Origin of the sequence: Kitasatospora sp. NBC_01300 (assembly GCF_041435235.1) — a bacterium.
Taxonomy (GTDB): domain Bacteria; phylum Actinomycetota; class Actinomycetes; order Streptomycetales; family Streptomycetaceae; genus Kitasatospora.
In genome coordinates, this window is record NZ_CP108409.1 from 1,420,419 (window position 1) to 1,442,226 (window position 21,808).

Consider the following 21,808-nt stretch of genomic DNA (forward strand, 5'->3'; position numbering starts at 1 on the left):
CGGTGCGTGAACTGGTTCCTGTGCCGCTCGGCGAACAGCCGTCGCCCGTCGCCGGTGCAGCCTCCCGCACCACCGGCTGGCCTGCAGGGGCCTGCCCTCGCGCGCAGCGGCCGGTCGGCGTCGTCGGGGAGGGCGGGCGGCGTCATGTCGGCCAGCCGTCGGTGGACAGTGGGTTGCCGCGGGTGATCTCGGCGAGGGCGTGCGCGGTGTAGGGCACGATGCCGGCCGGCAGCCGGTCGAGCGGCCACCAGTGGAGTTCAGCGCATTTGTGCGGCTCGGCGTTGCGGACCCGGCCGTCGTAGCGGGTGGGGCGGAAGAAGAGCTGGAGGCGGCTGCGGCCGTCGTCGGTGTCGAGGTGGTGCAGGGTGTGGACGAGTTCGAGGTCGTCCTCGGCGATGGTGGTGCCGAGTTTCTCGGCGGCCTCGCGCGCCATGGAGCGGGTGATGGGTTCGCCCGGCTCCATGTGTCCGGCCGGCAGGTGCCACAGCCCGTTGGCGTAGCTGGTGTTGCGGCGCTGTCCGAGCAGCACCGCGCCGTCGTGGGCCAGGACGAGGTGGACGCCGACGACCAGCGTCAGCGGGTCCGCCCCGGCTGGGCGGTCGGCGGGACCGGGCCGGGTCACGGCGCCTCCCTGGCGGGCTGGCCAGCTGCTGGCGTGAGCAGCGGCAGGTAGTGGTGCAGGTAGGGCGGGACCTTCAGGTCGAGGATCTCGTCGAGGGGGACCATGCGTACGGCCAGGCCCTCGTCACCGAGCCGCAGGTCGTTCTCGTGGCCGTCCCAGGCAGCGTGCAGGACGCGGGTGAGGGGGAGGCCGAGGTCGTGGTGCGGGTCGGGGAGGGTCCGCAGCCCGGTGATCTCGATGCCGGCTTCCTCGCGGACCTCGCGCACCGCGCTCTCCTCGGCGCTCTCATCGGCTTCGCGCCAGCCGCCGATCGGGGTCCAGTAGCCGGGCCAGGCCATGCCCGGCCCGTCTTCGCGCAGGTGCATCAGCAGCCGGCCCGCGCGGTCGGTGACGAAGACCAGGACGCCCTCGAAGTCGTCACCGTCCGGGGCGGGGCGCTCCAGGTAGAGCGGGATGCCGCAGCGGCGGGCACGCAGCACCTGCCGGAGCCGCTGGTAGTGGGCGGGGGTCATCCGGGAGCGCCAGTCGTGGGCCGTCTCGAACCGGAACTCGGTGTGCTCGGCCGGATCGAGCCGGATCCGGGCCTGCTGCTCCGCGGTCAGGGTGCCGCCGTCGAACACGTAGCCGGCGACCGGGACCGGGTAGTCGGCGTCCGCCTGCGTGTGGATCACGGCGACCAGGCGCCGCCGGAGCACCTGCGGGTTCTCCGCGGCCAGGTCCAGGCCCAGCTCCTCCTGGGCCTCGCGCAGCGCGGCGTCGAAGGGGCTCTCGCCGTGCTCGACGTTGCCGCCGGGCATGTTCCACACATCCGGGTCGATGGTCGAGCGCATCCCGAGGACCCGGCCAGCGGGGTCGGTGACCAGGAGGCAGCCGTAGGCGCTGGGACGGGCGATGGCGGTCAGGTGGCCGCCGACCGGCCGCCAGCCCGGGACCGCCAGGCGGCCGGCCAGCCAGTCGATCACCGCGCGCTGACCGTCGCTGGTCGTGGGCAGCCGATTCGCTGGAGCCCACTGATGGCAGTCGTGGTCGCCGGAGAGGACGACCGGGGTGCCCTCGGGAACGACGGTGGCGAAGACGAACTGCCGCACTCGAAGGCTGCGCTGGTCGGTGAAGTCCAGGTGCCGCACGTACTCCAGCACCAGGCCGGTCAGGCCGGTTTCCTGCGCCAGCTCCCGCGCCGCGCCCGCCACCACGGGCTCGCCGGCCTCGAGGCTGCCGCCCGGGTACTCCCACAGGCCGGGCAGGGCGTCGTGCGCGGCTCGGCGGATCATCAGGATCCGACCGCAGGTGTCGCGGACCACCACGCCGACGCCGATCCGTTCGACGCCCTCGCGGAAGGCGAGGCCGGTCAGCATGTCGAAGTCGATCACAGGGCGGACTCCTCGCTCTCTCGGGCGGACACAGCCCGCCGGCCGGCGCCGGTCTTCGCCACAGCTCCTCCGGTCCTCCGGGCACGGTCGGCGCGCGGGCGCGCGAGTGTGCTGGAAGAAGGCGATCCGGCATCCAAGTTTCTTTCTGCGGAGCTGAGTTAGGGAACCTCCTAGAAGCTGGTGGCCTCCGATGATGGTGCTGTTCGAATGCGGTGTTCAAGTGGATTACCTCCGGGCGAGCTCCGGTCGAACGGGGAGGTTTCGAGCACCTCCCGGTCCCGGTCGAGGGCGAGGGTGTCCTTCAGCCGGCCGCGGACGGGCTCGGGGAGACTGGTGGAGCCCAGTGCGCAGGCGGCGAGAGCCTGTTCGAACTCGGCCGTCGGGCCGGGGTCGAGACGGGCGCGGACGCCCGGGCGGCCGAGGACGTCGCGCAGCGCGTAGCCGTCGCCCATTTCACCCGTTCGGCTGAACGCCGGGCGCCGGCCGTCCACCCCCACACCGTGGCGCAGGGCCAGGGCAAGCCTGGCGAGCGGGCCGGAGGTGCCCTGCGCTTCCGTGTCGAGTTCTTCTGTTCGTTCGTCAGGGGCCCGGGCCGGTGGATGCGGAGCGATCGGTCCCGGCTTCCCCCAGCGCCGTTTCTTCGTCGTCTGCCTGTCGGGCCCGGGTCGGTCTCACGGACCGCGGATGGCAGACTGCCTCCCCGTGATCGATGAATTCGCCAAGGAGTACTTGCACAGCGATCTGCGCGATGTCCGGGAGGTGCTGGTCTGGAAGCTCGACGGGCTGTCCGAATACGACGTCCGCCGGCCTCTGACCGGCTCGGGCACGAGCCTCCTCGGGCTGGTCAAGCACCTCACGAACATCGAGTACCGGTACTTCGGCAGTGTCTTCGACCGCCCCTGCCCCGAGCCGCTGGGCCGGTGGGACGACGAGCGGCTCTGGGCGGAGGCGATGTGGGCGAGCGAGCACGAGACCCGCGAGGAGATCATCGGCCGGTACCGCCGGGTCGCGGAGCACTCCGACGCGACGATCGGCGCCCTCACCGTCGAGGCGCCGGGCTACGTGCCCTGGTGGCCCCGTCCGGACGTCACGTTGTTCAACGTCCTGGTGCACGTGCTCACCGAGACCAACCGGCACGCCGGGCACGCCGACATCCTGCGCGAGCACCTCGACGGCGCCACCGGGACCGCGTCGGGTCACGCGAACTCGCAGCCCGACGCCGCGTGGCGGCAGTCCCGGTTCGCCGAGGTCGAACGGGCCGCCAGGGCGGCGGTGGACACGCCCTGACCAGGATGCGAGCCCGTTCAGGCCCGGGTGACTGATGCCGGTCGATCAGGTTTTGTTCGCGTGGTGGTGCCGGTGGTGCCGGTGGTGCCGGTGGTGCCGGTGGTGCCAGTGGTGTGTGCGTGTGGGTCGGTGCCGTCAGATGTCGGCCCGTCTGGTTGCTACCAAGGGTCTCCAACCGAACACCGCTTCATCTCCCGGAGCGAGCCAAGTGCATCCTGTCCTCCAACTTCCCTGCGGGCGTGACGATCAGGCGGTGTGAACGGCGGCGATATTCCCCAGGGGTCGTGTCGCCGTAATTGCCCACCCTTCGGGCCCCGGCGCAGCGGCCAACCGCCCGGGGTGAGTTGTGGGTGGGGCGCCGATCGTGTGGATGTGCGAGACGCTCCGCAGCGCCTGTGTGACGGGGATCGTCCTGGCCGCAACATGGGTGGCTAGGACTTCATTTGGATCATCATGCCGCCTCTACGGCCTCTCGGCTGCGGGAGGCAGGTTGTGCCACGTGTGTCCGCAGGCGCCTTTGCAGTACGTCTGCCTGCGTCGGGTGTCGGCGACGGAGAACACCGAGACGAGGACGCGGAACGCTTTGATGTGTTCGTCGGCGGGCAGTGCTGCGAACCCATAGCGAGGCGGGTCCATGCAGATCATCACCGCAGGGTTAGCTGTGGGCTTCACGCCGGACTGGGCAACTCCTGCGTGCCCGTCTGCGGCCGTGATGTGCGCCTGCATCGCGTAGCCGGCGACCTCTTGCAGCACAGCCTGCCGCCCTTCCGGGGAAAGGGCTGAGAACCAGGTTGTCCCGTCGTCCAATGTGCGGAGGCCTTGTGCGACTTCGTTGACCACCCTCCCGGCTTCACGTCGAATGGCTCGCTCGTCGTCACCGCTGGTCCCCAATATTGTCCGATCATTCCACGCCGGTTCGGCGGCTGTGGAGCGGGTTGTGGACAGCGAGTCCGCTGTCCGGCTCGGTTGGACGCTGGGGGTCAGCGCGCCCGCTCCCACGGCGGGGCTGGGGATCGCCGATGCCCAGGCGGAGCGGGCCCTGCGTCACGCGCTGGCCACCGGTGCGGCCGCGGTCCGCCACCGTGAGGCGGTCGGGCCGAGCGTTCACGCCCTGGTCGTTCCCGAGGGCGTCGGTGGGTTGGACCGTCGGCCCGCCCGGCATCGTGCTGCCGGGCTCGGCGCCGGGCGTCGGCGCCACGGTCGGGCCCGCCTCGCTGGTGATGCTCGGTGGGAGGGTGCCGGCCGTGTTGCCGGCTGGGTGACCCGATCGCCGCTTGGCCGACGGCCACCGCCGCGGCTGTGGCCGTGGCGGAACGGGCGCAGGCGCCGCGCCGGGCCGGGCCGACGGCCGTGGCGGAAGCGGAGTGCGTCAAGGTGCGGTGGTCGTCACGGACGGCACGCCGCGCCGGGTGTCGGCCGGGGTACGTGTTCCCCGTGTACGGCGGCCGACGGCGTTGCGCAGCGGTCGCGGGTGGCCGGACCCCGGGCGGGGGTGTCGGGCGGGGGCGTCAGGGCGTCGGGTTCTGCGTGCCCTCGACGTCGGCGAGCAGTTTGCGCAGGAGCCCGTCCAGGGTGGCCTGTTCCTCGTTCGAGAGGGCGGAGAGCAGCGCGGTCTCGTTGGCCGCGTGGTCGGTGAAGGCGGCGTCCACGAGGGCGCGTCCGGTGGCGGTGAGGGCGATGCGGACGCTGCGCCGGTCGGCCGGGTCGGTGCGGCGTTCCACCAGGCCCGCCGATTCCAGCCGGTCGATCCGGCTGGTCATGCCGGCCCGTGACATCAGCAGGAGTGCGGCGAGTTCGGAGGGCATCAGTTCGTACGGCGCTCCGGAGCGGCGCAGGGTGGCGAGAACGTCGAACTCGCCGCGCTGGAGGCCGTGTTGCTTGAACACCTCTTCGATGACCCGGCCCGCGAGCAGCGCGAGGCGGCCGAGGCGGCCGACGGTGCCGACCGCCGCCAGGTCGAGGTCCGGGTGCTCCCGGCTCCACTGGTCGAGCATGACGTCCACGTGATCCATGGGGGCAATATTATTCGATGGGAGATAGTTAGACGTAGTACTATCAGCCAGGGAACTATCGGAGTGCTCGCTGTAGGGGAGAGGCCAATGACGCTGATCGGACCGGAAGCCGTGGTGGTACGGGGCGACGAAGCCGAGACCGTCGAAATGCTCGGCGGCAAGGGGCGGCTGCTGGCGGACTCCAGCGCCACCGGCGGCGCCCTGAGCACCCTGCGCGTCACGCTGGGGCGCGGCAAGGACGGCGCCACTCCGCACTACCACGGGGGCTCCTCGGAGCTGTTCTTCGTCGTCGACGGCTCGGCCCAGGTGCTGGTCGGGAACGAGGTGGTCACCGCCCGCAGCGGCGACCTCGTGGTGGTGCCGCCCCATCTGCCGCACGCCTTCGCGGCGGCGCCGGACTCCGGAGCGGACCTGCTGATCGTGATCACCCCCGGGGTGGAGCGCTTCGACTACTTCCGCCTGCTGGAACGGATCCGCGCGGGCGAGGCGACGGCCGAGGAACTGCTCGCCAAGCAGGACCTCTTCGACAACCACTTCCTGGAGTCGCCGAGTTGGCGCGACGCCCGGGAGGAAGCCGCCCGGTCCGAGCCGTAGGCCGCCCGGCACCGAGTCCGGCCCGCCAACCATTCTCAGGGAACCCCGTGACCGACACCCGCACCATCACCAACCCGCCCGGCCTGCACGACCCGACGCCGTTCGGCTACAGCCACGCCGCCTCCGCGCCCGGCGAACCGGTGTTCATCGGCGGCCAGTACGCCTCCGACGCCGGCGGTCAGGTCGTGCCCGGCGACTTCGCCGCCCAGGTGGAGCTCGCCCTCGCCAACCTGCGCACCGCGCTCGCCGGGGTCGGCCTCGGCTTCGAGCACGTGGTCCGGCTCGGCTCGTACGTCGTCGACCACGACCCGCAGAAGCTGGCCGTCCTCGGCAAGACCCTGGCCGGGGCCTGGGGCGACCGGCTGCCCGCGCAGACGCTCAGCGGGGTCGCCTCGCTCGCCCTGCCGGGGATGCTCTTCGAGATCGACGCGGTAGCCGTCCGGCCGACGGCGGCGGCGGGCTGACCCACCCGCGCGCAGGGGTCCCACCGGCCGGTGGGACCCCTCGCCGTACTATCGCCGTTCGATCCGGCGCGGACCGCCCACACGGCCCGGGCCGCCGCGCACAGCCGTCGTCCCACGGCGCCGGGGCCGTCGCCGAGGAACGGCACCCGCAGGAACGGGCCCTCGCCGGCGGCGGCCGCGTCGAGGATCCGGAGCAGGGCCGTCGGCTCGCGGACCGGCTCGTCGACGAGGACGGCCTCGGCCCCGCTCACCAGGATCGGCAGCCCGGCCGGGTCCGGCCGCCGGGACGGGTGGCGGGTGCCGGTGAGGCGTTCCTCGAAGGCGTCCCAGTGGTGACCGAAGCAGGCCGGGAACGACAGGGCTCTGGCCCCTCTCGTGGAACAACTCGTCTCTGGTCCGGCGGAGTTCGCCGCGCACCCGGTGGGGGCGGACGCCGTCGCCCACAGACGCACGCCGACTGCTGCACGACGACTCCCAGGCCGCCGCAGACCGGGTTGACGAGGATCCCGGATGCTTCCGCGGCCTGCTGGTCAACCGGCGCGGCGGCATGCTGCCGCAGCGGATCCGCCAGGCCGAGCAGGACGCCCCCGCACCGGTCCGCTCGTTCGCCGGCTTCCTGCGCCAGGACCTCGACGCCGTGACCGCCGGCCTCGCCATCTCCCTGCGCTTCCTCCACACGGCCACCGGACGCAACCCGCCCGAGCCCCTGAACCAACCCCGTCCTGACTGTTCCGCGGCGGCCGCGCGGCCTGTCCCGGCATGCTTTCTCCCCTGGGACCGGGGGGCTTGTCCGCTGGTCTGGTCTGCCATCGGTGACCGCCCTGGCTGTTCTGACCCGTGTCCCGGCCCGGTGCGGTCGTAGGACGGTTGTGTGCGGGCGGATCGCCTCCTGACCACCCGTCCCCGGGCCACCGGCACCAGCGGCCATCAGCCCCGCCGACACCGCCGGCACCGCTGGACCGGAAATTCTTCGGCACGCCCCCGCCCGGGTAACCCCCTGAAGCCATCCGTGACAGGAAGATCTCCCGTTTCGCACGCCGCGCCATCGGGACCGCCCGGTGCCACGTGGCCTGCCCGGCCGCGCCCCACCCGACTCTTGTTCCCGCAGCCCTCCCGCCGTCCCCGGCCGCGCCCCCGTCGTTGTGGCAGGCGCCGACCGTCCCGTCCTGCTACGCCCCGGGGACGACGTCGTCCCGATCGCTGCTCTCTCCGGCGCCGCCGCCCGTGGCCTGTTGTCGGGGTTCACCTGTCGGTCGTCGTCACCGCCCCGCCTCGGGGGTGGGGAGAGCCTGTTCGCCGCCCCGGTCTGCCGTCGGTGACCGCCCGCGCCAGCCGCCCCCTCCGGCCAGGCCCCCGATCGGGCCCGCCCCCGGCCTGGCTGTCGCACTGCTGGCCCCGGCCGGACGAGGCAAGGGGGCTGCCCGGGGCCCGAGCTGTCCGGGCCTGCTGTGCCCCGCGTGGTCGTCGTGCCCGTATGGCCAGGACGACGCCGAGCCCGGTGTCCCTGGTCGGCGTTGTTCCCGCAGCCCTTCCATGGTTTCCGGCCGTGCCCCTTGCCCTGTTCTGCTGCGCCTCGGGGGTGATGTCGTCTCGGTCGCTGCTCTCTTCGGCGTCGGTGTCGCTTGTCGTCTGTTGTCCGGGTCCTGTTGTCGGCGCTTTCGCTGTCCCGCTGCCCTGCCCGCTGCCCTGCCCGCTGCCCTGCGCCCCCGCCACTGCCCTGCCGCCTCGCCTCGCCGCCTCGTCTCCTCGCGGGCCGGGTTGACGGTCCGTCGGCGGCTGGTCGGGTTGATGGCCCGTCGCCGTGGGTTGTCGGGTCGTCGGGTTGCTGGTGCGGTCAGGGGCTTGGGGAAGCGGGGTCCCGCCGGGGTGGGGTGCTGGGACGGCCTTGGGGCGCGGTGTCGGTGAGGTGGCGGTGGGCGGCGTGGAGGTGTTCAGCGGCCTGGCGCAGGTGGTCGCAGGCCATGGAGGGAGAGAGCGCGTTGTAGGGGCGGAGCCATCGTTCGGCGGCCTGTACGCGGGCGAGGGCGGCGGTCAGGGCCTGGTGGGCCGGCCGCATCGAGGGGATCTCGGCGACTTCGTCCACGGTCCGGGCGAGCAGGACGGCGAGGTCCTCGGTGTCGGGCCACGCGCCGTCGGTGAAGTCGTGGCCCCACCAGGCCAGTCGGGCCGCGCATATCCCGACCCAGGCCTCCAGCCGGTCTTCCCAGGACGGCGGCCTGGCGGGCGGGGACGGGGGCGGGTTCGCAATGATCGGCACCCGAACATGATCTGCCCACGGGCCACGGTCGCGTGGCCGTTTCACCGGAACCTGTTGACGACCTGTTGCACAACCCCGACCCGGCGGCCGCCCACCCCGGCCGCGGGACGGCCGGGGACTGCTTCCCGGGTGCAGGGGGCGGGGGACGGCCGGCGAGCGCTTCCCGGCAGCCGCCCCGTCCGGGCCGCACAACGGATCAGGGCGAGGCGGTCTCTCCCGTGAGGTCACAGATACGCCCGGCGGGCGGCACAAGCACCCCCCGCACAGGTACACCCGTCCTGGATCCGTACGGGAGTTCTCCGGCCCTCGGCGTAACTCACCTGACAGGCAAGGGCATCCGGTGCATAAGATCTCCTGTCGACCCACCCGCCCCTGCGGACGCACCGCACCGCACCGCACCGCACCGCACCGCAACCGCGGCGCGCCCGCACTGCACCCGCACTGCACCCGCACCACACCGATCGGCGCGGAACGGGCCGACGACAAGGCCTGGACCAGACCGTGACGGAGACGCCGGATGGAGACACCGTGACTTCCGCAAGCCCGCAACAACACCGCCTGACGCAGGTACCCGAATCCCTTCGGACCTTCGGCCGCTGGCAACACGAGGGCGAAGCGGGCCACCGCTGGCTGACGGCCCTGCCGGACACCGTCACCCGATGGTGCGACCACTGGAACCTGAAACCCGACGGACCACCCATGCACGGCTACAACAGCCTCGTCGTGCCGGTCCTCCGGGGCACCGAGCCACTGGCACTGAAAGTCACATGGCCCGACCAGCAGATGCAGGAACAGGTACTCGCCCTACGCCTGTGGAACGGCCACGGCGCGGTCCGCCTGCTCGACACCGACCCCACGGCGGGCGTCATGCTCCTGCAACGCCTCGACCACACCCGTCCGCTCCGGGACGTGCCACTGCAACAGGCCGTCCCCGTGATCGGGACACTGCTACGGCACCTGGCCATCGAGCCACCCCACGGCCTGCGCACGACCGCAGACATCGCCGCGGGCCACCGACGGGAACTCCCCGCCCAGTGGGAGGAACTCGGCCGCCCGGTACCCCGACACACACTCGACCGCGCACTGGACCTGGCCGAGGAACTCTCCCACGACGACTACACCGTCCTGGTCAACAACGACCTCCACTACGACCAGGTCCTACGCACCCCCGACGGACACTGGTCCGTCGTCGACCCGCTGATCGTCCGCGGCGTCCTCGAATACCAGGTCGCACCCCTGCTGTGGAGCCGCTTCGACGAACTCGGCCCCTCCCGCGTCCAATGGGCCATCGACGCCCTGACCGACGCCGCAGACCTCGACCCCGACCGCGCCCGCAAATGGGCACTACTGCGAGCCGTCGAGTACTGGATATGGGGCCTACGCGCCGGCTTCACCGAAGACCCGGCACGCTGCGCCCGCATCGTGGAAGCACTCACCTGACCCCCGCCCCGCCCCGCCCCGCCGTGCGGAACAACCGGCGCCGGCCCGACCGGTCACCGTCGATCCCGCAGGCCTGCCGGACGGGCCCGCAGGAACCCGGGCGCAGTGGTTTGCGCAGACGGATCGGGGTGAGAAGAGGACCGGTGGTCGGGAACGCGGTCCGGATGGTGGATATCCCCCTCTTCACCGTCCGGACCCGTGCCACGGGGGTCCAGAGCCCGGCCACCGTGGCGGTCACACACCGGTGGCCGGGCGCCCCATGGCCGGCGTCAGGGCCGCCGGCCGCCCCAGCGTCAGTCGAGTCCGAGTCCGAGTCCGAGTCCGAGTCCGAGTCCGAGCGCGGTGCCGTGGGGACGCATGGGCCGGCGACGGCACCTCCGCCCTGGCCGACAGGCGGGCGGGCAGGACGCTCAGCCGCTCGCCGACGCTCCGAAGCCGGTCCAACGGTGGCGACCGTATCGGGGGTCCACTTCGGGCGCCACCGGCCGGGAGTTGAACTCAGGCCAGACCGGGTTCGGGACGCGGCCTGTGGCGTACTGCCGAGTGGTGTCACCCGCTCCCGGTCGAGGACGCGGGACCGAACCTGCTCAGCCGAAACCGACCTCGGTGAAGCAGCAGCCTCCGCGCTCGGCTGCGGACAGGGCCTGGACCGACGTGAGGCGCGGGGTGTCGCGGAAGTACTGACAAAAGCCCGACGCGCGGAACCTCAGGTCGAACGAGTGGCCTTCGACGTGCCAGTGCGGCCAGTCCTGCCTGCCGTCGTCCGGCGCCAGCCGGTGCACCGAGACGCTCTGCTGGCCGCGGACCCGCACACGCTTGCCGCACCCCGGCGGGGGCCGGCTCGCCCTGCTGCCCGCCGCCCGTCGGATCGGGGGACGGTGCAGCGAGGCCAAGGACAGTGAAAGCGGCGCCGAGGCCGGGCCGGGAACCCCGGGGCGGTCGGGCAACTGCCCCGGGGGCACGCGCTGTGTTCCCGTCCCGGGCAGGGGCCTGGTCCACCCGCCCCGCCGGGCTCGACGGGTAGGGGGTCCGTCCTGCCGCCGCCCCGGGGCCGCGTCATCCGGCCGGCGGGCGTGCGGTCGCGGGGCGGCTGTACGCGGTGTCACCGTGACGGTGAGCCCCGGCCGGCGCTTCGCCGGTACACACAGGGCCGCCGCTGGAGGCGTGTATGGAGATCAGGCTCGTGGACGAGCACTTCATGAAGGCCCGATGGGACGACATCGAGACGACCCTGCGCCGCACGTTCCGGGACTCGTCGTTCAACGACAGCGGGTACACGGTCGACAACCCCGTGGACTTCACGCGCTCCGCGGTCCACGGCGGACTCGGCCCCGGCATCAAACACCTGGTGGCACTGGACGACTCCGGGCACCTCATGGGCGGCTTCTTCTGCATCCCGACGGAACGCGGAGAAGGCCAGGAGGCCACCGACATCGGCTGGTTCTTCTCGGTCCCGGAACTCGACCGCGACCACCGGCGGGCGATGGTCGACGCCTTCGTGGAACGCATGTTCCAGACGCTGCGTGAAGCGGGGTTCAAACGGATCGAGACGAACATGGGAACCCCGGCAGGCGCGAAGGCGCTCGGCCAGCGCTACGGCTTCGTCCACGCGCCCACCGCGGAGCACGCCAACCGCTGGCTCCGGGAACTGTAGCCCCGTTCCAGCCCCGAACCGCGTCTGCGCCCCGGCCGGCCACGAGACCACCGTCGAGGCCATGAAGCCCGGCGGCGCAACCGGAGCGCACGCTCCGCCCCGAGCTGCCCCGAGCCGGCCGTCCCTTCGCCGTGCACGGCGTGGTCGATCTCGGGCGGCATCGCCATCACGGGCTCCTCGAAAAGTCGGTGCCCGCCGCCCCGGTGGCGGCGAGCACCGTACGAAAGCCCGCGGTTCTCACCACTTTTCTCCCCAACACCGGCCCGTACGGTCACGGTCCGACAACGGGTGCGCTAACCAGCACGACAACCGGTGGCGAGAACCGGTGACCGCTCCTCCCGCCCGCTGCGCCCGGATTCCTGGTAAAGCCACAGGTCAGATGCCATGGTGAGTGGCCGGCAAGGCGAAACTCGCCACCCCGACAACCCTCTCCTTCCCCTTCCTGTCCTTGGCTTTGTGGGTGGTGTTGGTTGGGTGGGGCGGTGGCAGTGAGGGTTTGCTGCGCCTGCGGCAGACCTCTTCTTCTCTCGCGTCCCGCTGGCGCCGGCCGCTCGCGGCGGGGCGGGGCGGGTTGGGGCACGATGGCCCCAGAAAGACCGCGGGGCCGCCTCCACACCGCCCGCCCGCCGCCGTCCTCCAACGCGGCAGGCAGACGGCAGAGACGACCTGGGACGCTTCTCTGCGGGCACCAGGCCCGGCCGGGTCAGCGCCAGTCGAGACCGAGCGCGGCAAGCCGATCGAGCTGCTCGCCGGCGAGCTTGGCCCGGCGGGTCTTCGTGTTGGAGATCCACACCCCGAGCTTCACCTCCACCACCCCGCCGTCGTTATCAGGGATCTCCTCGACATGGCCGCGTGACACGGTCACCGACCCGGCCCGCTCCCGGTACTGCGCGAGCGCGGCGAGGCCGCGGTCGAACCCGCTCACCTTCCCGCCGGCAGCCCTCCCACTCGCTGCACCCCTCTCCGCTGTGCCCTTCATGCCTCCGGCGGGGGCCACCAACGGCTCGACACCGAGAGCGGCCAACCGTCCCTTCTGCCCGTCCATCAGCCCCTGCCACACGATGTACTGACGCTGCCGCTCCAGCCACCGCCTTTCGACGCACGAGGAAGAGCTGGGAGTGCAGAAGTGAAGCGCGAACGCGGTACCAGACTGCTGACCGACATGATCGACCGGCTGGAGGTCGGGCAATGGCCGCTGGGCCTGGTCGACGAGGTGTACGTCTTCGGGTCCTACGCGCGTGGCGCCCTCGAACCCAAGGACATCGACGTGGTCGTCGAGCACAGCACCGACAAGCGGTGGCTCAGCGAATCCCTCCACGCCTCCTGTTGCGGCAAGGACTCCTACACGTCCATGAAGCAGGGCCTGCGGGGCAACACCCGGGGGATCTCCTTCCAGTTTCGCAGCCGCGACTCCCTCACCGCAGAGGGGTTCACACTCACCCTGCTGTGGCGTCGGGGCGAGCCGTTCGACGTCGCCAGACAGCGACTTGCGGCCCTCACGCCGGACCCTGCCGCCGGCAGCGCCCCGCGCGACCACATGCTCCCGGCGTTCGCCGGCATCGAGGACCTGTTGCCCCGGCCCGCCCGCATCGAACTCCACACCCGGTACACCGTGGGCGAGATCGCGGTCACCCCTCTGATCCTGGACGACGGCCGCCCCGGGGACCGGAGCGTCATCCGGCACATCGAGCGGCGCTGGATCGACACCAGCCCCCTGCGCAGGGCCGCACTCACGGCCGCGGCCTTCCTCGAGGGCCGGGGCAGTGACCTGTCGACCGTCACCCTTCACGGCAAGGGACTGGATCACGCGGTGGCCGAGGGGACGTGTTTTGTCGACCTGGGCTGGCACTACTTCCAGTTCATGCCCCGATACCTGGACTGCGGGCAGGCGTGGCTGGAGGTCCTCAATCCCCACCCGACGAAGACCCTGCACGCCCTGCTCGTCGAACCGGCCGACGGCTGACCTTCGCCTCGGCCGGTCCTCGTACAGCTAAGGAAGGGCTTCAGGGGACGAGCGGATTCTCCCGGCTGAGTTCGACGACGTGCAGGCGGTTGCGGAAACCGGCGGGCAGGTCGTTGTCGACGATGATGACCTGGGAGGGGCGGACCAGGGTGGCGCCCTGCCGCACCGCGGTGATGTGGTCGAGGAAGTGGGTGTAGAGGCGGCTGGTCAGCCTCTGGTCGTCGTCCCCGTAGCCGACGTTCTTACGCGGGGAGTCGATGACGAGCAGGGTCGGCAGGTCGGTGGCGCCGGTGACGAGCGCGTGGCTGGTGAACGCCATGCGGTAGGCGACGTTCAGCACGGTCCGCAGGCCGTGCCCGACGTTGGTCAGCGGCCCCCGCCGCACCCGCGGCAGATAGGTGCTGCGGTCGATCGCCGCGCCAGGATCACCCGGAAGGCCGAGGGCCTCGATGATGTTCTGGAAGAACTCCTCGATCTCCTGCACGGCGACCTGCCGACCGGACAGCATCGAACGGTGGTCCTTCAGCTGCTGCCTCACCTTGTCCCGCTCGCCGATCGCCCGGGCCAGTTCCTGACGGTAGTCCCGAAGCCGCGCGTGCGGCTCCAGGTCCGTCTCGATCGCGGCCGTGCGAGCCTTCGCCGACGCATGCGCGGCGACGAGCTGCTCCAGGCTGCCCGCGATCGGGCCGATCTGGGCGTCGAGATGGGCGTCCAGCTCGGCCTGCGCGGCGGCCAGGTCGGCCTCCTTACGGCTCAGCTCCTTGGCTGCCCGCGCGGCCTCCTGGCCGGCCGTCAGGAGTTCGGCCTCGGCCGCGCCGAGCAGCGCCTCGAACCGCGACCCGTCCCAGGGCTCCGTGCACACCCGGCAGCACCCCTCCTCGACCACCCGGTCGGTCAGGTCGCCGCCGCAGCCCGGACAGGGGCTGACCGCGCGGGGACCGGCCTGCGCGCGCTGCTGCATCGCCCGAAGCTGCCGTTCCAGCCGTTCCACCTCTGCCTGCGCCTGCGCGACCGCGGACCGACAGGATGCCGCTGCCCGCTCCTGCCTGGCGACCTTGCGCCGCAGCGGATCCTGGTCGACGGTCAGAGCCCACTGGCGGCCCTTGAACTCCTCCAGCGCGATGAGTGCCTCCCGCTCCGCCAGGCGGCTGCTCTCGAGCTCGTGCCGCAGCGCGTTCTCGTCCAGGGCCCCGGGTCGGGCCAGGAACTTCTCGACGTGCTCGACCCGCGCCTTCAAGGGACGCACCGCCTCACCCAGGAGCTTCAGCCGCGCCGTGAGGACCCTGGTGTATGGATCCGTGAGATGCAGCAGCAGCTCGACGACGGCCTTGTAGCTGGCGGCGGTGTTCGTCCCGCGAACCTGCTCCCCGCCGTCGACCATGTCCTGGCTCAGATAGCACAGCGGGTACAGGTGCTCGAACGACAGCCGGCCCGTCCCGCCCGCGATCGCGACCTCCTCCGGCGGGGCGAACAGTGGTGCCAGGCCGAGCAGCTCGACCAGCAGCTCGCCGACCGTACGCCGCCCGCTGCTCGGGTCCGGCTTCACATCGAGGATCTCGTCGACCTGCCCGGTGCGGGGGTCGACCAGCTCCACCAGGTGCGCGCGGCTGCCCAGGGCACGCCGGAGCGCGATCCGCATGCCCTCGACCCGCAGGACGACCATGACGGAGACCAGACGGTCCTTGGGGACCTGGCGCCAGTTGACGGCGTACCCGAGCGGATAGGCGAGAGCGTCGACGAGCGTCGTCTTTCCGGTGTCGATCGGCCCGAACACGCCGATCACCGGATGGTCGAGGTCGACCTTCCGGACTCCGTTGACCGATGTCAGGTCCAGCCTCTCGTAAGCGAACTCCCGTGCCATGCCGCCTCCTTTGCGTCGAATCCCGGTTCCGGTGAACGGACGCCGGCTTCCGACCGGCCGAAACGAACGGTCGGTACGTACTGTCACGGGGGCGGCCGGAATCGCCGCCGGATCAGGTGAAGCGCGCGGGCGTGACAGGTCGGTGCGCGGGCGCTCACGGATCGGTGAACACGCACGGCGTGCTCCCGAGTACGGGGCCGAGCAAGTGTTACGACGCGGACTGTCGCTGAGCCAGAACATGGGAGGGGACAATCACGGTCTCGCGCTGGCTGCGGGTGATATCCGTCCACTGTGGTAACCCGGGCAGGCATGCATTTGCAGGTACGGGCGGGGGATTCGCGAGTCCCTGGTTTCCTCCACCGATCTGTACAACGGCAGACGTCCCGCGCGAGACCTTGGCGAGTTGCTGAAGCAGGAATCCGGAAGATCAACGCACCTGCATCACGTAGCCCTGACTCGCCGGGTGTAGAAAAGCCCCCGCAGGAGGGGCTGGCCACCAGCGGGCGATGGGGTACAGGCCACCCTGGGGAGCGAGGTGCGGCGGGGCGGTCCGAAGACCTGGTCGAAGGCGAGGGCACGGTCGGATGGGACGAGGAGGTAGGGCGCGCCGGAACCTGCGGTGGTTCGCGGCCCGTGGATACCCGTGCCGAGGGCGTCGCCGGGGGTGAGGAGGTCGAGGTTGTCGAAGGCGTAGTACAGCGGCAGGCGGGTCCAGGCGACGAGCTGGAGATGGGCGGTGACGGCGGCGTTCTCGATGGCGTGCCGACTGCTGGTCCGGCTGGTCATCCGGCTCTTGCAGTCGATCATGACGACCTGTCTGTCCCGGGCCGCGATGAGGTCGGGGGTCCAGCGAAGGAAACTGTCGGTGCTGCGGAGGGCCAGGCGCACGGGCTCGCCCATGACTCCTTGGCCCCAGGGGCTGACATCCCAGCCGCGGTGGTTGAGTTCCTCGGTGACGTGTCGCTCATGGGCGTCACCGATCGCCTTCCTGTCGTGAAAGCTCGGCATGCTGGAAGTGTGGCGCGACCTGGCCCTGACGAAACGACAGCTGCTCCTGGCACGCCCGGGTTCGGCCAGGCCCGTTCGCTGTCCGTGGAGGTTCGTGGTTGTCCGTGGTTGTCCGCGTGGGTCCCAGGCTGTCTCACCGTGTCTCATCGTCGGCGGTCTGAACATGACCGGATTCAGCCCCCGTCGACGAAGGGTTCTCTGCGATCTGGACGGCGGTCCTCCATCAGCGGTGATCGCGCCTCGGACGTCGGTAGTCGGGCCGATGGGTGTGCGGGGTGTCGGATGGGAGAGCGGGGGATTGCTGGAGCAGAGCCGCTCGGGAGCATCTGCCACTTGTCGGCAAAGCGGCGCGGTCGCGGCCCGGGGTGAGTCCTCGACCTCCCACCACCGCTCGGTGTCCGCCTGCGGGTCGGGGCACCAGCGGAGCGCCGCCGCGGCCCCGGCAGCGGGGTGTGGTGTTCGGAGAACTGCTCGGCGAGATCCCCGACGGCCATCTCCCACTCGCCCGCGTCCCACGTCGACAACACGCTGGCCGCCGGCACCGCCGGGTCGAGCAGGCCCGTGAGTCGCAGGAACCCGGGGCGGTGGATCGTGAAGGGAGTCGTCGCGGCAGCTATTGCACCGAGGTCCCGCGGGCGCCGCCAGGACTTCCCGCACGACCGCGACGTCGCGACGTCGCGGTCGAGGTCCCGGCGGGCCGGTCGCCGGCACCGGGCGACCGGTTTTCGACACGCCGTCCCGGCCGAACGGCTGGCCCGTGGCGGCTACGTGCTCGCCGGCGCCACGGTCGCGGAGGCCGCCTTCACGGTCCTCAGCACCACCGACCCGCACGATCGGGCGGTCCACCTCCACCGCTGGAGCGGGTCGGCGCACCCCGCCCGGGGCGGACGACGGGTCAGGGCGGTTCGGTGAGGCGGGCGGCAACCGTCAGGAGCAGCAGCTCGCCGGTGGCGGCGGCGGCCTTGAAGTCGAGGACACCGGTGAACGGCCCGGTGACCAGCAGCAGGGTGCGGTGTGCGCGGATCGCACGCTGCCACTGGCGGCCGGCGGCGACGGGACCCTCGTACCAGGGATGCCCGCCGGGCCGGCACACGGCCAGGTGCTGCCCGTCGAGGACGGCGGACCATCCGGGGGCCGGGTCGCACCCGGGCAGGTGCGCCGTCCATCCTCCCCGGCCAGGACGGGAGAGGCGGCCACGGCGGGCACGACCAGGACGGGGCGCCGGTCGGGCAGCAGTTCCGGCCACGGCGAGCCGCACAGACCCGTACCGGTCAACTCCACACACGACCCCTTCCCCCGCCCCGGGCCGCCTCCACGGACCCGGCACGCCCCATCATCGGCCACCACCCGGGCCGACGGAGGCGAAATCCGCCGACGAACCGACCGACACCCCTGCCGGAGGACACCGCTGCCGGCCCACACGGCCCGCCCCGCCCCCTACCCTGCGGGCCGCTGCGCCGGGCCGCAGGGCGAACCGGGCACCCACCAGCCCCCGCGAACCCCGCACCGGCCCACCGCCCCTGTCGATCCCACGCCGCTACGCTGGCGGTGGTGCCCGCTGGCCCCGAGACGCACACCCCGGGCCATCACCGGCGGGCACCACCAACCCGCGCCCGGCCCCTCGGCCCGCCTTGCCACTCACCCGGGCACGTACCGTCCTGTTTCTTCCGCAACTGCTGCTCGGCGATGGCGCCCATGGGTCCGGCGGTGCCGATGTGGGCCATCACCACCTCCGCGTGCGCCCGCCGACTGCGACGTCGGTGCGGCCCGCAGTTCGGCTGCGCCAGCACCTGCGGAGGGGTCGCCCCTGTGCCACCGTGCCCGCACGGCCAGATCATCGTCCTGTCGGACACATTCGAGGCCACAGGTTCCTGGAGTGCCCGGCGAACGACGGGCTTCCGCGTACAACCGGTCTGGGCGCGTGGCACGATGGCGCCCGATCACCACGCTGAGGAGGCATCTAGTGACGTTGCGTCGTGACGAGTGGATCGTGCTCGAAGACCTCGGAGAGTAGCCGTCGGGTGCCTGGATGACGGGCACAAAGGCCGTTGGAGAAGCGGTAGCGGGCCGGCGCGGCCGTGCGGGACGTCGCCGAGCGCGGCCTGTGCGACCTCGCGCCGGACAACGTCCTGGACAAGCTCACCGCCGACGGCGCGCGGCCGGAGTGGGCCGCCCGGATCACCCCGCTCGGCCGGACCGTCCTGACTTACCGCGAACTCCAGGAGAATCCCGACCCCACAACGGAACCCGCTACGGCCCCGGAGGGGCTCAAGGTCCGCGGCACCGACATCGACATCCTGCGCTCCGCGCTCGCCTCGGCCGAGGCCGACGCCCTCCCCGGGATCGACGCACCGGCATTGCGCAACGCCCTGGCCGGCGCCGTCCCGGTCCCCGGATCCCGGCAGCACCCTCACTACCAGCAAGGAAGGCCTCGCCGCGGTCGTCGCTGTTCTCCACCTGGAGTCGCTCGTGCGGGACTCCACCGGCTACCACCAGCTCCTGCGACAGCTGCCCCTGTCCTCGTGGAACGGACCACCTGGGCGACCGCCCACGTGTTCACGCGGTGGTCTCGGCGCTCGGTGACGGATGAGATGACATCCGTTGAGCGGCAGGAGGCAACCTTGCCGACGCAATCACAGCCTCAGTCCATGTGACGCAGATCACGCAGTTCGAGTCAAAATTCTTTGCCTCTCCGGTTCCCTGCCGAGCCCGAGGGTGAGGGAGCCTCATCCCCACGGATCGGAGGAGAAGAGATGACCACCACGGACCAGCCGTGCGCATTGCCGCCCGAGCTTGCTGCGCTCGCGCAGTCGAGGGGCTGGAGTGGCCAAGCCGTGAAGTGCGCCATTCCCAGGCCCGGGGGTCGGCACTTCGGGGATGAACTCTCCAAGTGGATACTCACTGCTGGCGTCGATGACCGATTCGAGTTCGACGGCTTCTTCGTCCAGGTCGGCCTCGCCGAGATCGAGTGGTCACCCCGAAGGGTCGACTTCACGTTCGGCAAGACGGGGCGCGTCGACTCCCATCTCATAGACGATCCCTACGACTTCATCGAGACGATGTGGTCCTGCTGCACGGTCGAAGCCGTGAACGACCAGCAGGAGCTCACCCGCTACGTCCACGTCGCGTTCGGTGTGTACAGGGTGGTGCTGCCCACCAAGCAGATGCTCCTGGTAGCCCTCGCCGCCCGGTGGGCCGCCATCGAGGGCGACCACGAGACCGTCGACGACTTCACCCGCAATGTGCTCGGACGCGCCAGGCCCGAGGAGTGGCGGGACGCCGTTATCAGCGGCCTGCTCGGCGACTGGGTCGACTGCCTCGGTCATTACCTGACCGGCCCCGAACTGCTGGCCGTCCTGCACGCCTATACCGCCGCCGAGCACCGACGATGGACCCCGCTGTGGGAACGGAGGACCGGTGGAGGAGGGAAGACCCCCAGCCGACGGGTCCTCCTTACCGGCACCGCGATCGGTGAGGACGGCCTGACCGTCCAGGACCTGCTCGCCGACCTCCTCACCGCCGAGGACCGGGCCCTGCAGCACCGGATCGGCGACGCCCGCATCCACGCCGTCCTGCGAGGGCTGAAACCGGACGAGGCCGCCGTCGCCGCCCGCTGGGCCCGCAGCGGAGACACCTGGGGCCAGGCCGCCGCCGGCGGCGGCCTGCCCGAGTCCTACGGCGAGCGTGTGCGGCGCAAGCTGCACCGCCTCGGCGACCGCCACACCGAGCGCGCGCTGGCTGCGGCGGAGGCGACCCGGTGATCGACATTCTGTACGCCGCGCTGCCCGAATTCCTCGGCGGCCTGGGCGCCGCCCTCGCCTTCGCCGTCGGCACCGCCACGTACCGAGCCCTGCGCGCCAGGCTCAAGCGGTAGCCCACCCCCGGCCCGGCGCTATCGCGCGCCGGGCCCAGGCTTGGCTCGGGGTCTGCCGCACCTCGGCCCCGGGCCCAGCCGCAGGTCCAGAGCAGGCCACGAACGGGGCCGACCAGTTGCCTGTGCTGCCCGGCTATGCTCCGCAGAGCGTGTCGTTGACCTTCAGTGAGTGCGTGACATCGTTGAGCTGGTACGAGCGCAGGTCGTTGATCGACCCTCCCTCGCGCCCCACACACACGTGCCGGCCCGTCCGGCCACTGTTGTTGATCACCGAGCTCCTCGCCCCCGGATGTAGTCCGGCAGATGCCGAACACTCCCGTCGACGGCCCGCTTCACGTACGGCTGCCCCACGAAGTCGATCTCCGGATAGATGCACACGAACCCACGGGGACAGGCGATCTTGTCACGGAGCTGCGCCGGAGCGGCCTGGGCCGGCACCGCACCGACCAGCACTGTTCCCAGAGCAACGGTCGCACCGGTGAACGCCAACGACGAACGGACACGCAGGCTGCGCATGTGATGGTCCCTTCGGTAGTACCTCGCGTGCCTCGGTGGTGGCTTGACGGCAAGCGTCGGCGGGCGGCAGACGGAGTGGAGCACGAACGGTCTCGAGGGACCTGTGCCGCCGAACCGTCTCCGCATGCGGCCGGGGACCGGGATTCACGCGAAGGAGCTGTCCGAAGGGTGCTCGCGTTCGAAGACCCCACCGACGCGCTGGATCCCGGCGCTGGCGGCGTTCGGGTGCGGTGGACGGGCGAGACCGCAGGGGAGTAGAGCATGACACGCTGATCAGGCGCGCCTGGCGTTGAGGACTGTCCCGTCTCAAGGCTGATGTACTTGCCGGTCGGCTGGGCAGGCGTCCAGGACGGGGCGTCGACCAGGGGCCCGAGCCACAGGTACTCGGGGACCGGAAGCCGCCATTTGCGCTCGTGGGTCCAATCCGAGCTCCCCAGGAGCGTGCTGTGAGCAGCATCCGCCCGCGGGCCCGACCACGACGGCGACGCTGACCTGACCGAAGGCTCAGCACCCTCGTGTGCGGCCGACTCTTTGGCCATGCGCCTGCACGCGTGATGTCAGTGCCAGGGGGCAGAATCGAAGACGTCGCGAGAGGAGTGGACATGCCCGCGAAGGGTCTCGACGTGCACATACCTTCACCCGGCGGCTGCCGCTGGTGCGGTGTGGAGGAGCGCCAGCACATGCAGCGCTGGAAGCCGCCCGTTGGTTGGCACACGTGGGAGCCGCCCACGCTGGAACAGCGCAAGGAGCGGATGCAGGCCCGCCGGGCCCGTCAGCGGCCCGACGGGCAGGCCCTGTCGGCTGCGATCATCCCGCTAGCCCCGTACTTCGCGGGTCGTTGAATCGGTTGGAGTAGGGGGTTCGGTCGTATCCGGGGCGAGGCTGT

Annotated in this window: 22 protein-coding genes and 1 pseudogene; 9 read left to right on the forward strand and 14 right to left on the reverse strand. The window is 71.5% G+C overall.

What is annotated here, in order from left to right:
- Nucleotides 1-142: 142 nt before the first annotated feature.
- The 3 genes from OG556_RS39725 to OG556_RS39735 all read right to left on the reverse strand — a co-directional run bounded on the left by OG556_RS39725 (nt 143) and on the right by OG556_RS39735 (nt 2,483).
- Nucleotides 143-622 (reverse strand): NUDIX domain-containing protein, encoded by a 480-nt coding sequence (locus OG556_RS39725; protein ID WP_331745345.1) that lies wholly within the window; start codon nt 620-622, stop codon nt 143-145.
- Complete coding sequence (locus OG556_RS39730; protein ID WP_331745348.1) at nt 619-1,992, reverse strand: NUDIX hydrolase; 1,374 nt, start codon at nt 1,990-1,992, stop codon at nt 619-621. The genes OG556_RS39725 and OG556_RS39730 overlap by 4 nt, the downstream gene beginning before the upstream one ends.
- A 170-nt stretch (nt 1,993-2,162) precedes the next feature.
- On the reverse strand, nt 2,163-2,483 hold the full coding sequence (locus tag OG556_RS39735; protein WP_371523183.1) for a hypothetical protein: 321 nt from the start codon (nt 2,481-2,483) through the stop codon (nt 2,163-2,165).
- A gap of 211 nt (nt 2,484-2,694) precedes the next feature.
- On the opposite strand from OG556_RS39735, the gene OG556_RS39740 reads away from it, so the two are divergent.
- A complete protein-coding gene (locus OG556_RS39740; protein WP_331745352.1) occupies nt 2,695-3,279 on the forward strand; it encodes a DinB family protein in 585 nt (194 codons plus the stop codon).
- A 462-nt stretch (nt 3,280-3,741) separates the two neighbouring features.
- Here OG556_RS39740 and OG556_RS39745 read toward each other — a convergent pair whose 3' ends face one another.
- Complete coding sequence (locus OG556_RS39745; protein ID WP_371523185.1) at nt 3,742-4,119, reverse strand: DUF5958 family protein; 378 nt, start codon at nt 4,117-4,119, stop codon at nt 3,742-3,744.
- A 668-nt stretch (nt 4,120-4,787) separates the two neighbouring features.
- Nucleotides 4,788-5,291 carry a MarR family transcriptional regulator gene (locus tag OG556_RS39750; RefSeq protein ID WP_331742833.1) on the reverse strand — a complete coding sequence of 168 codons (504 nt, stop codon included), beginning with the start codon at nt 5,289-5,291 and terminating at the stop codon, nt 4,788-4,790.
- Between the two features lie 87 nt (nt 5,292-5,378).
- On the opposite strand from OG556_RS39750, the gene OG556_RS39755 reads away from it, so the two are divergent.
- Nucleotides 5,379-5,885, forward strand: a complete 507-nt coding sequence (locus OG556_RS39755) for a cupin domain-containing protein (protein WP_331742831.1) — start codon at nt 5,379-5,381, stop codon at nt 5,883-5,885.
- A gap of 47 nt (nt 5,886-5,932) precedes the next feature.
- Nucleotides 5,933-6,349 (forward strand): RidA family protein, encoded by a 417-nt coding sequence (locus tag OG556_RS39760; RefSeq protein ID WP_331742829.1) that lies wholly within the window; start codon nt 5,933-5,935, stop codon nt 6,347-6,349.
- Nucleotides 6,350-6,528: 179 nt separating this feature from the next.
- On the opposite strand, the pseudogene OG556_RS39765 reads toward OG556_RS39760, so the two are convergent.
- Nucleotides 6,529-6,801: pseudogene (locus OG556_RS39765) on the reverse strand (barstar family protein); the annotation flags it as partial.
- A gap of 1,382 nt (nt 6,802-8,183) precedes the next feature.
- On the reverse strand, nt 8,184-8,606 hold the full coding sequence (locus tag OG556_RS39770) for a hypothetical protein (protein WP_331742827.1): 423 nt from the start codon (nt 8,604-8,606) through the stop codon (nt 8,184-8,186).
- 340 nt (nt 8,607-8,946) lie between these two features.
- Here OG556_RS39770 and OG556_RS39775 point away from each other — a divergent pair, with 340 nt between their 5' ends.
- The gene (locus OG556_RS39775) at nt 8,947-9,111 is read left to right on the forward strand and encodes a hypothetical protein (RefSeq protein ID WP_331742825.1); all 165 of its coding nucleotides are present in this window, start codon (nt 8,947-8,949) and stop codon (nt 9,109-9,111) included.
- Nucleotides 9,112-9,134: 23 nt separating this feature from the next.
- Nucleotides 9,135-10,046, forward strand: coding sequence for an aminoglycoside phosphotransferase family protein (locus OG556_RS39780; protein WP_331742824.1), 912 nt, complete (start codon nt 9,135-9,137; stop codon nt 10,044-10,046).
- 587 nt (nt 10,047-10,633) lie between these two features.
- Here OG556_RS39780 and OG556_RS39785 read toward each other — a convergent pair.
- Complete coding sequence (locus OG556_RS39785; RefSeq protein ID WP_331742822.1) at nt 10,634-10,858, reverse strand: hypothetical protein; 225 nt, start codon at nt 10,856-10,858, stop codon at nt 10,634-10,636.
- A gap of 356 nt (nt 10,859-11,214) precedes the next feature.
- On the opposite strand from OG556_RS39785, the gene OG556_RS39790 reads away from it, so the two are divergent.
- Nucleotides 11,215-11,700 (forward strand): hypothetical protein, encoded by a 486-nt coding sequence (locus OG556_RS39790; RefSeq protein ID WP_331742820.1) that lies wholly within the window; start codon nt 11,215-11,217, stop codon nt 11,698-11,700.
- 703 nt (nt 11,701-12,403) lie between these two features.
- Here OG556_RS39790 and OG556_RS39795 read toward each other — a convergent pair.
- Complete coding sequence (locus OG556_RS39795) at nt 12,404-12,625, reverse strand: helicase associated domain-containing protein (protein WP_331742818.1); 222 nt, start codon at nt 12,623-12,625, stop codon at nt 12,404-12,406.
- A 201-nt stretch (nt 12,626-12,826) separates the two neighbouring features.
- Between OG556_RS39795 and OG556_RS39800 the strand changes: the two genes are divergently transcribed.
- Nucleotides 12,827-13,663 carry a nucleotidyltransferase domain-containing protein gene (locus OG556_RS39800; RefSeq protein WP_331742816.1) on the forward strand — a complete coding sequence of 279 codons (837 nt, stop codon included), beginning with the start codon at nt 12,827-12,829 and terminating at the stop codon, nt 13,661-13,663.
- 40 nt (nt 13,664-13,703) lie between these two features.
- Here the strand turns inward: OG556_RS39800 and OG556_RS39805 are convergent, their stop codons facing one another.
- From OG556_RS39805 to OG556_RS39815, 3 genes are all read right to left on the reverse strand, one after another.
- The gene (locus OG556_RS39805; protein WP_331742814.1) at nt 13,704-15,524 is read right to left on the reverse strand and encodes a hypothetical protein; all 1,821 of its coding nucleotides are present in this window, start codon (nt 15,522-15,524) and stop codon (nt 13,704-13,706) included.
- Nucleotides 15,525-15,965: 441 nt separating this feature from the next.
- Nucleotides 15,966-16,532, reverse strand: coding sequence for a hypothetical protein (locus OG556_RS39810; protein WP_371523060.1), 567 nt, complete (start codon nt 16,530-16,532; stop codon nt 15,966-15,968).
- A gap of 895 nt (nt 16,533-17,427) precedes the next feature.
- Entirely contained in the window at nt 17,428-17,625 is a 198-nt protein-coding gene (locus OG556_RS39815; protein WP_371523059.1) for a hypothetical protein, read from the reverse strand.
- Nucleotides 17,626-19,285: 1,660 nt separating this feature from the next.
- Here OG556_RS39815 and OG556_RS39820 point away from each other — a divergent pair.
- Entirely contained in the window at nt 19,286-20,293 is a 1,008-nt protein-coding gene (locus tag OG556_RS39820; protein ID WP_331742805.1) for a hypothetical protein, read from the forward strand.
- Between the two features lie 246 nt (nt 20,294-20,539).
- Here the strand turns inward: OG556_RS39820 and OG556_RS39825 are convergent, their stop codons facing one another.
- Nucleotides 20,540-20,677 carry a hypothetical protein gene (locus tag OG556_RS39825; protein ID WP_371523058.1) on the reverse strand — a complete coding sequence of 46 codons (138 nt, stop codon included), beginning with the start codon at nt 20,675-20,677 and terminating at the stop codon, nt 20,540-20,542.
- Complete coding sequence (locus tag OG556_RS39830) at nt 20,674-20,922, reverse strand: peptidase inhibitor family I36 protein (protein WP_331742803.1); 249 nt, start codon at nt 20,920-20,922, stop codon at nt 20,674-20,676. Before OG556_RS39830 ends, OG556_RS39825 begins: the two co-directional genes overlap by 4 nt.
- A gap of 602 nt (nt 20,923-21,524) precedes the next feature.
- Between OG556_RS39830 and OG556_RS39835 the strand changes: the two genes are divergently transcribed.
- Nucleotides 21,525-21,764 (forward strand): hypothetical protein, encoded by a 240-nt coding sequence (locus OG556_RS39835; RefSeq protein ID WP_331742801.1) that lies wholly within the window; start codon nt 21,525-21,527, stop codon nt 21,762-21,764.
- The last annotated feature ends 44 nt before the right edge of the window (nt 21,765-21,808 follow it).

What these genes read in the sequence shown, in the direction of transcription:
- OG556_RS39750 (WP_331742833.1), bottom strand. Translation starts at nt 5,291, where the DNA reads ATGGATCACGTGGACGTCATGCTCGACCAGTGGAGCCGGGAGCACCCG.
- OG556_RS39755 (WP_331742831.1), top strand. Translation starts at nt 5,379, where the DNA reads ATGACGCTGATCGGACCGGAAGCCGTGGTGGTACGGGGCGACGAAGCC.
- OG556_RS39790 (WP_331742820.1), top strand. Translation starts at nt 11,215, where the DNA reads ATGGAGATCAGGCTCGTGGACGAGCACTTCATGAAGGCCCGATGGGAC.
- OG556_RS39805 (WP_331742814.1), bottom strand. Translation starts at nt 15,524, where the DNA reads ATGGCACGGGAGTTCGCTTACGAGAGGCTGGACCTGACATCGGTCAAC.
- OG556_RS39810 (WP_371523060.1), bottom strand. Translation starts at nt 16,532, where the DNA reads ATGCCGAGCTTTCACGACAGGAAGGCGATCGGTGACGCCCATGAGCGA.
- OG556_RS39820 (WP_331742805.1), top strand. Translation starts at nt 19,286, where the DNA reads ATGACCACCACGGACCAGCCGTGCGCATTGCCGCCCGAGCTTGCTGCG.
- OG556_RS39830 (WP_331742803.1), bottom strand. Translation starts at nt 20,922, where the DNA reads ATGCGCAGCCTGCGTGTCCGTTCGTCGTTGGCGTTCACCGGTGCGACC.
- OG556_RS39835 (WP_331742801.1), top strand. Translation starts at nt 21,525, where the DNA reads ATGCCCGCGAAGGGTCTCGACGTGCACATACCTTCACCCGGCGGCTGC.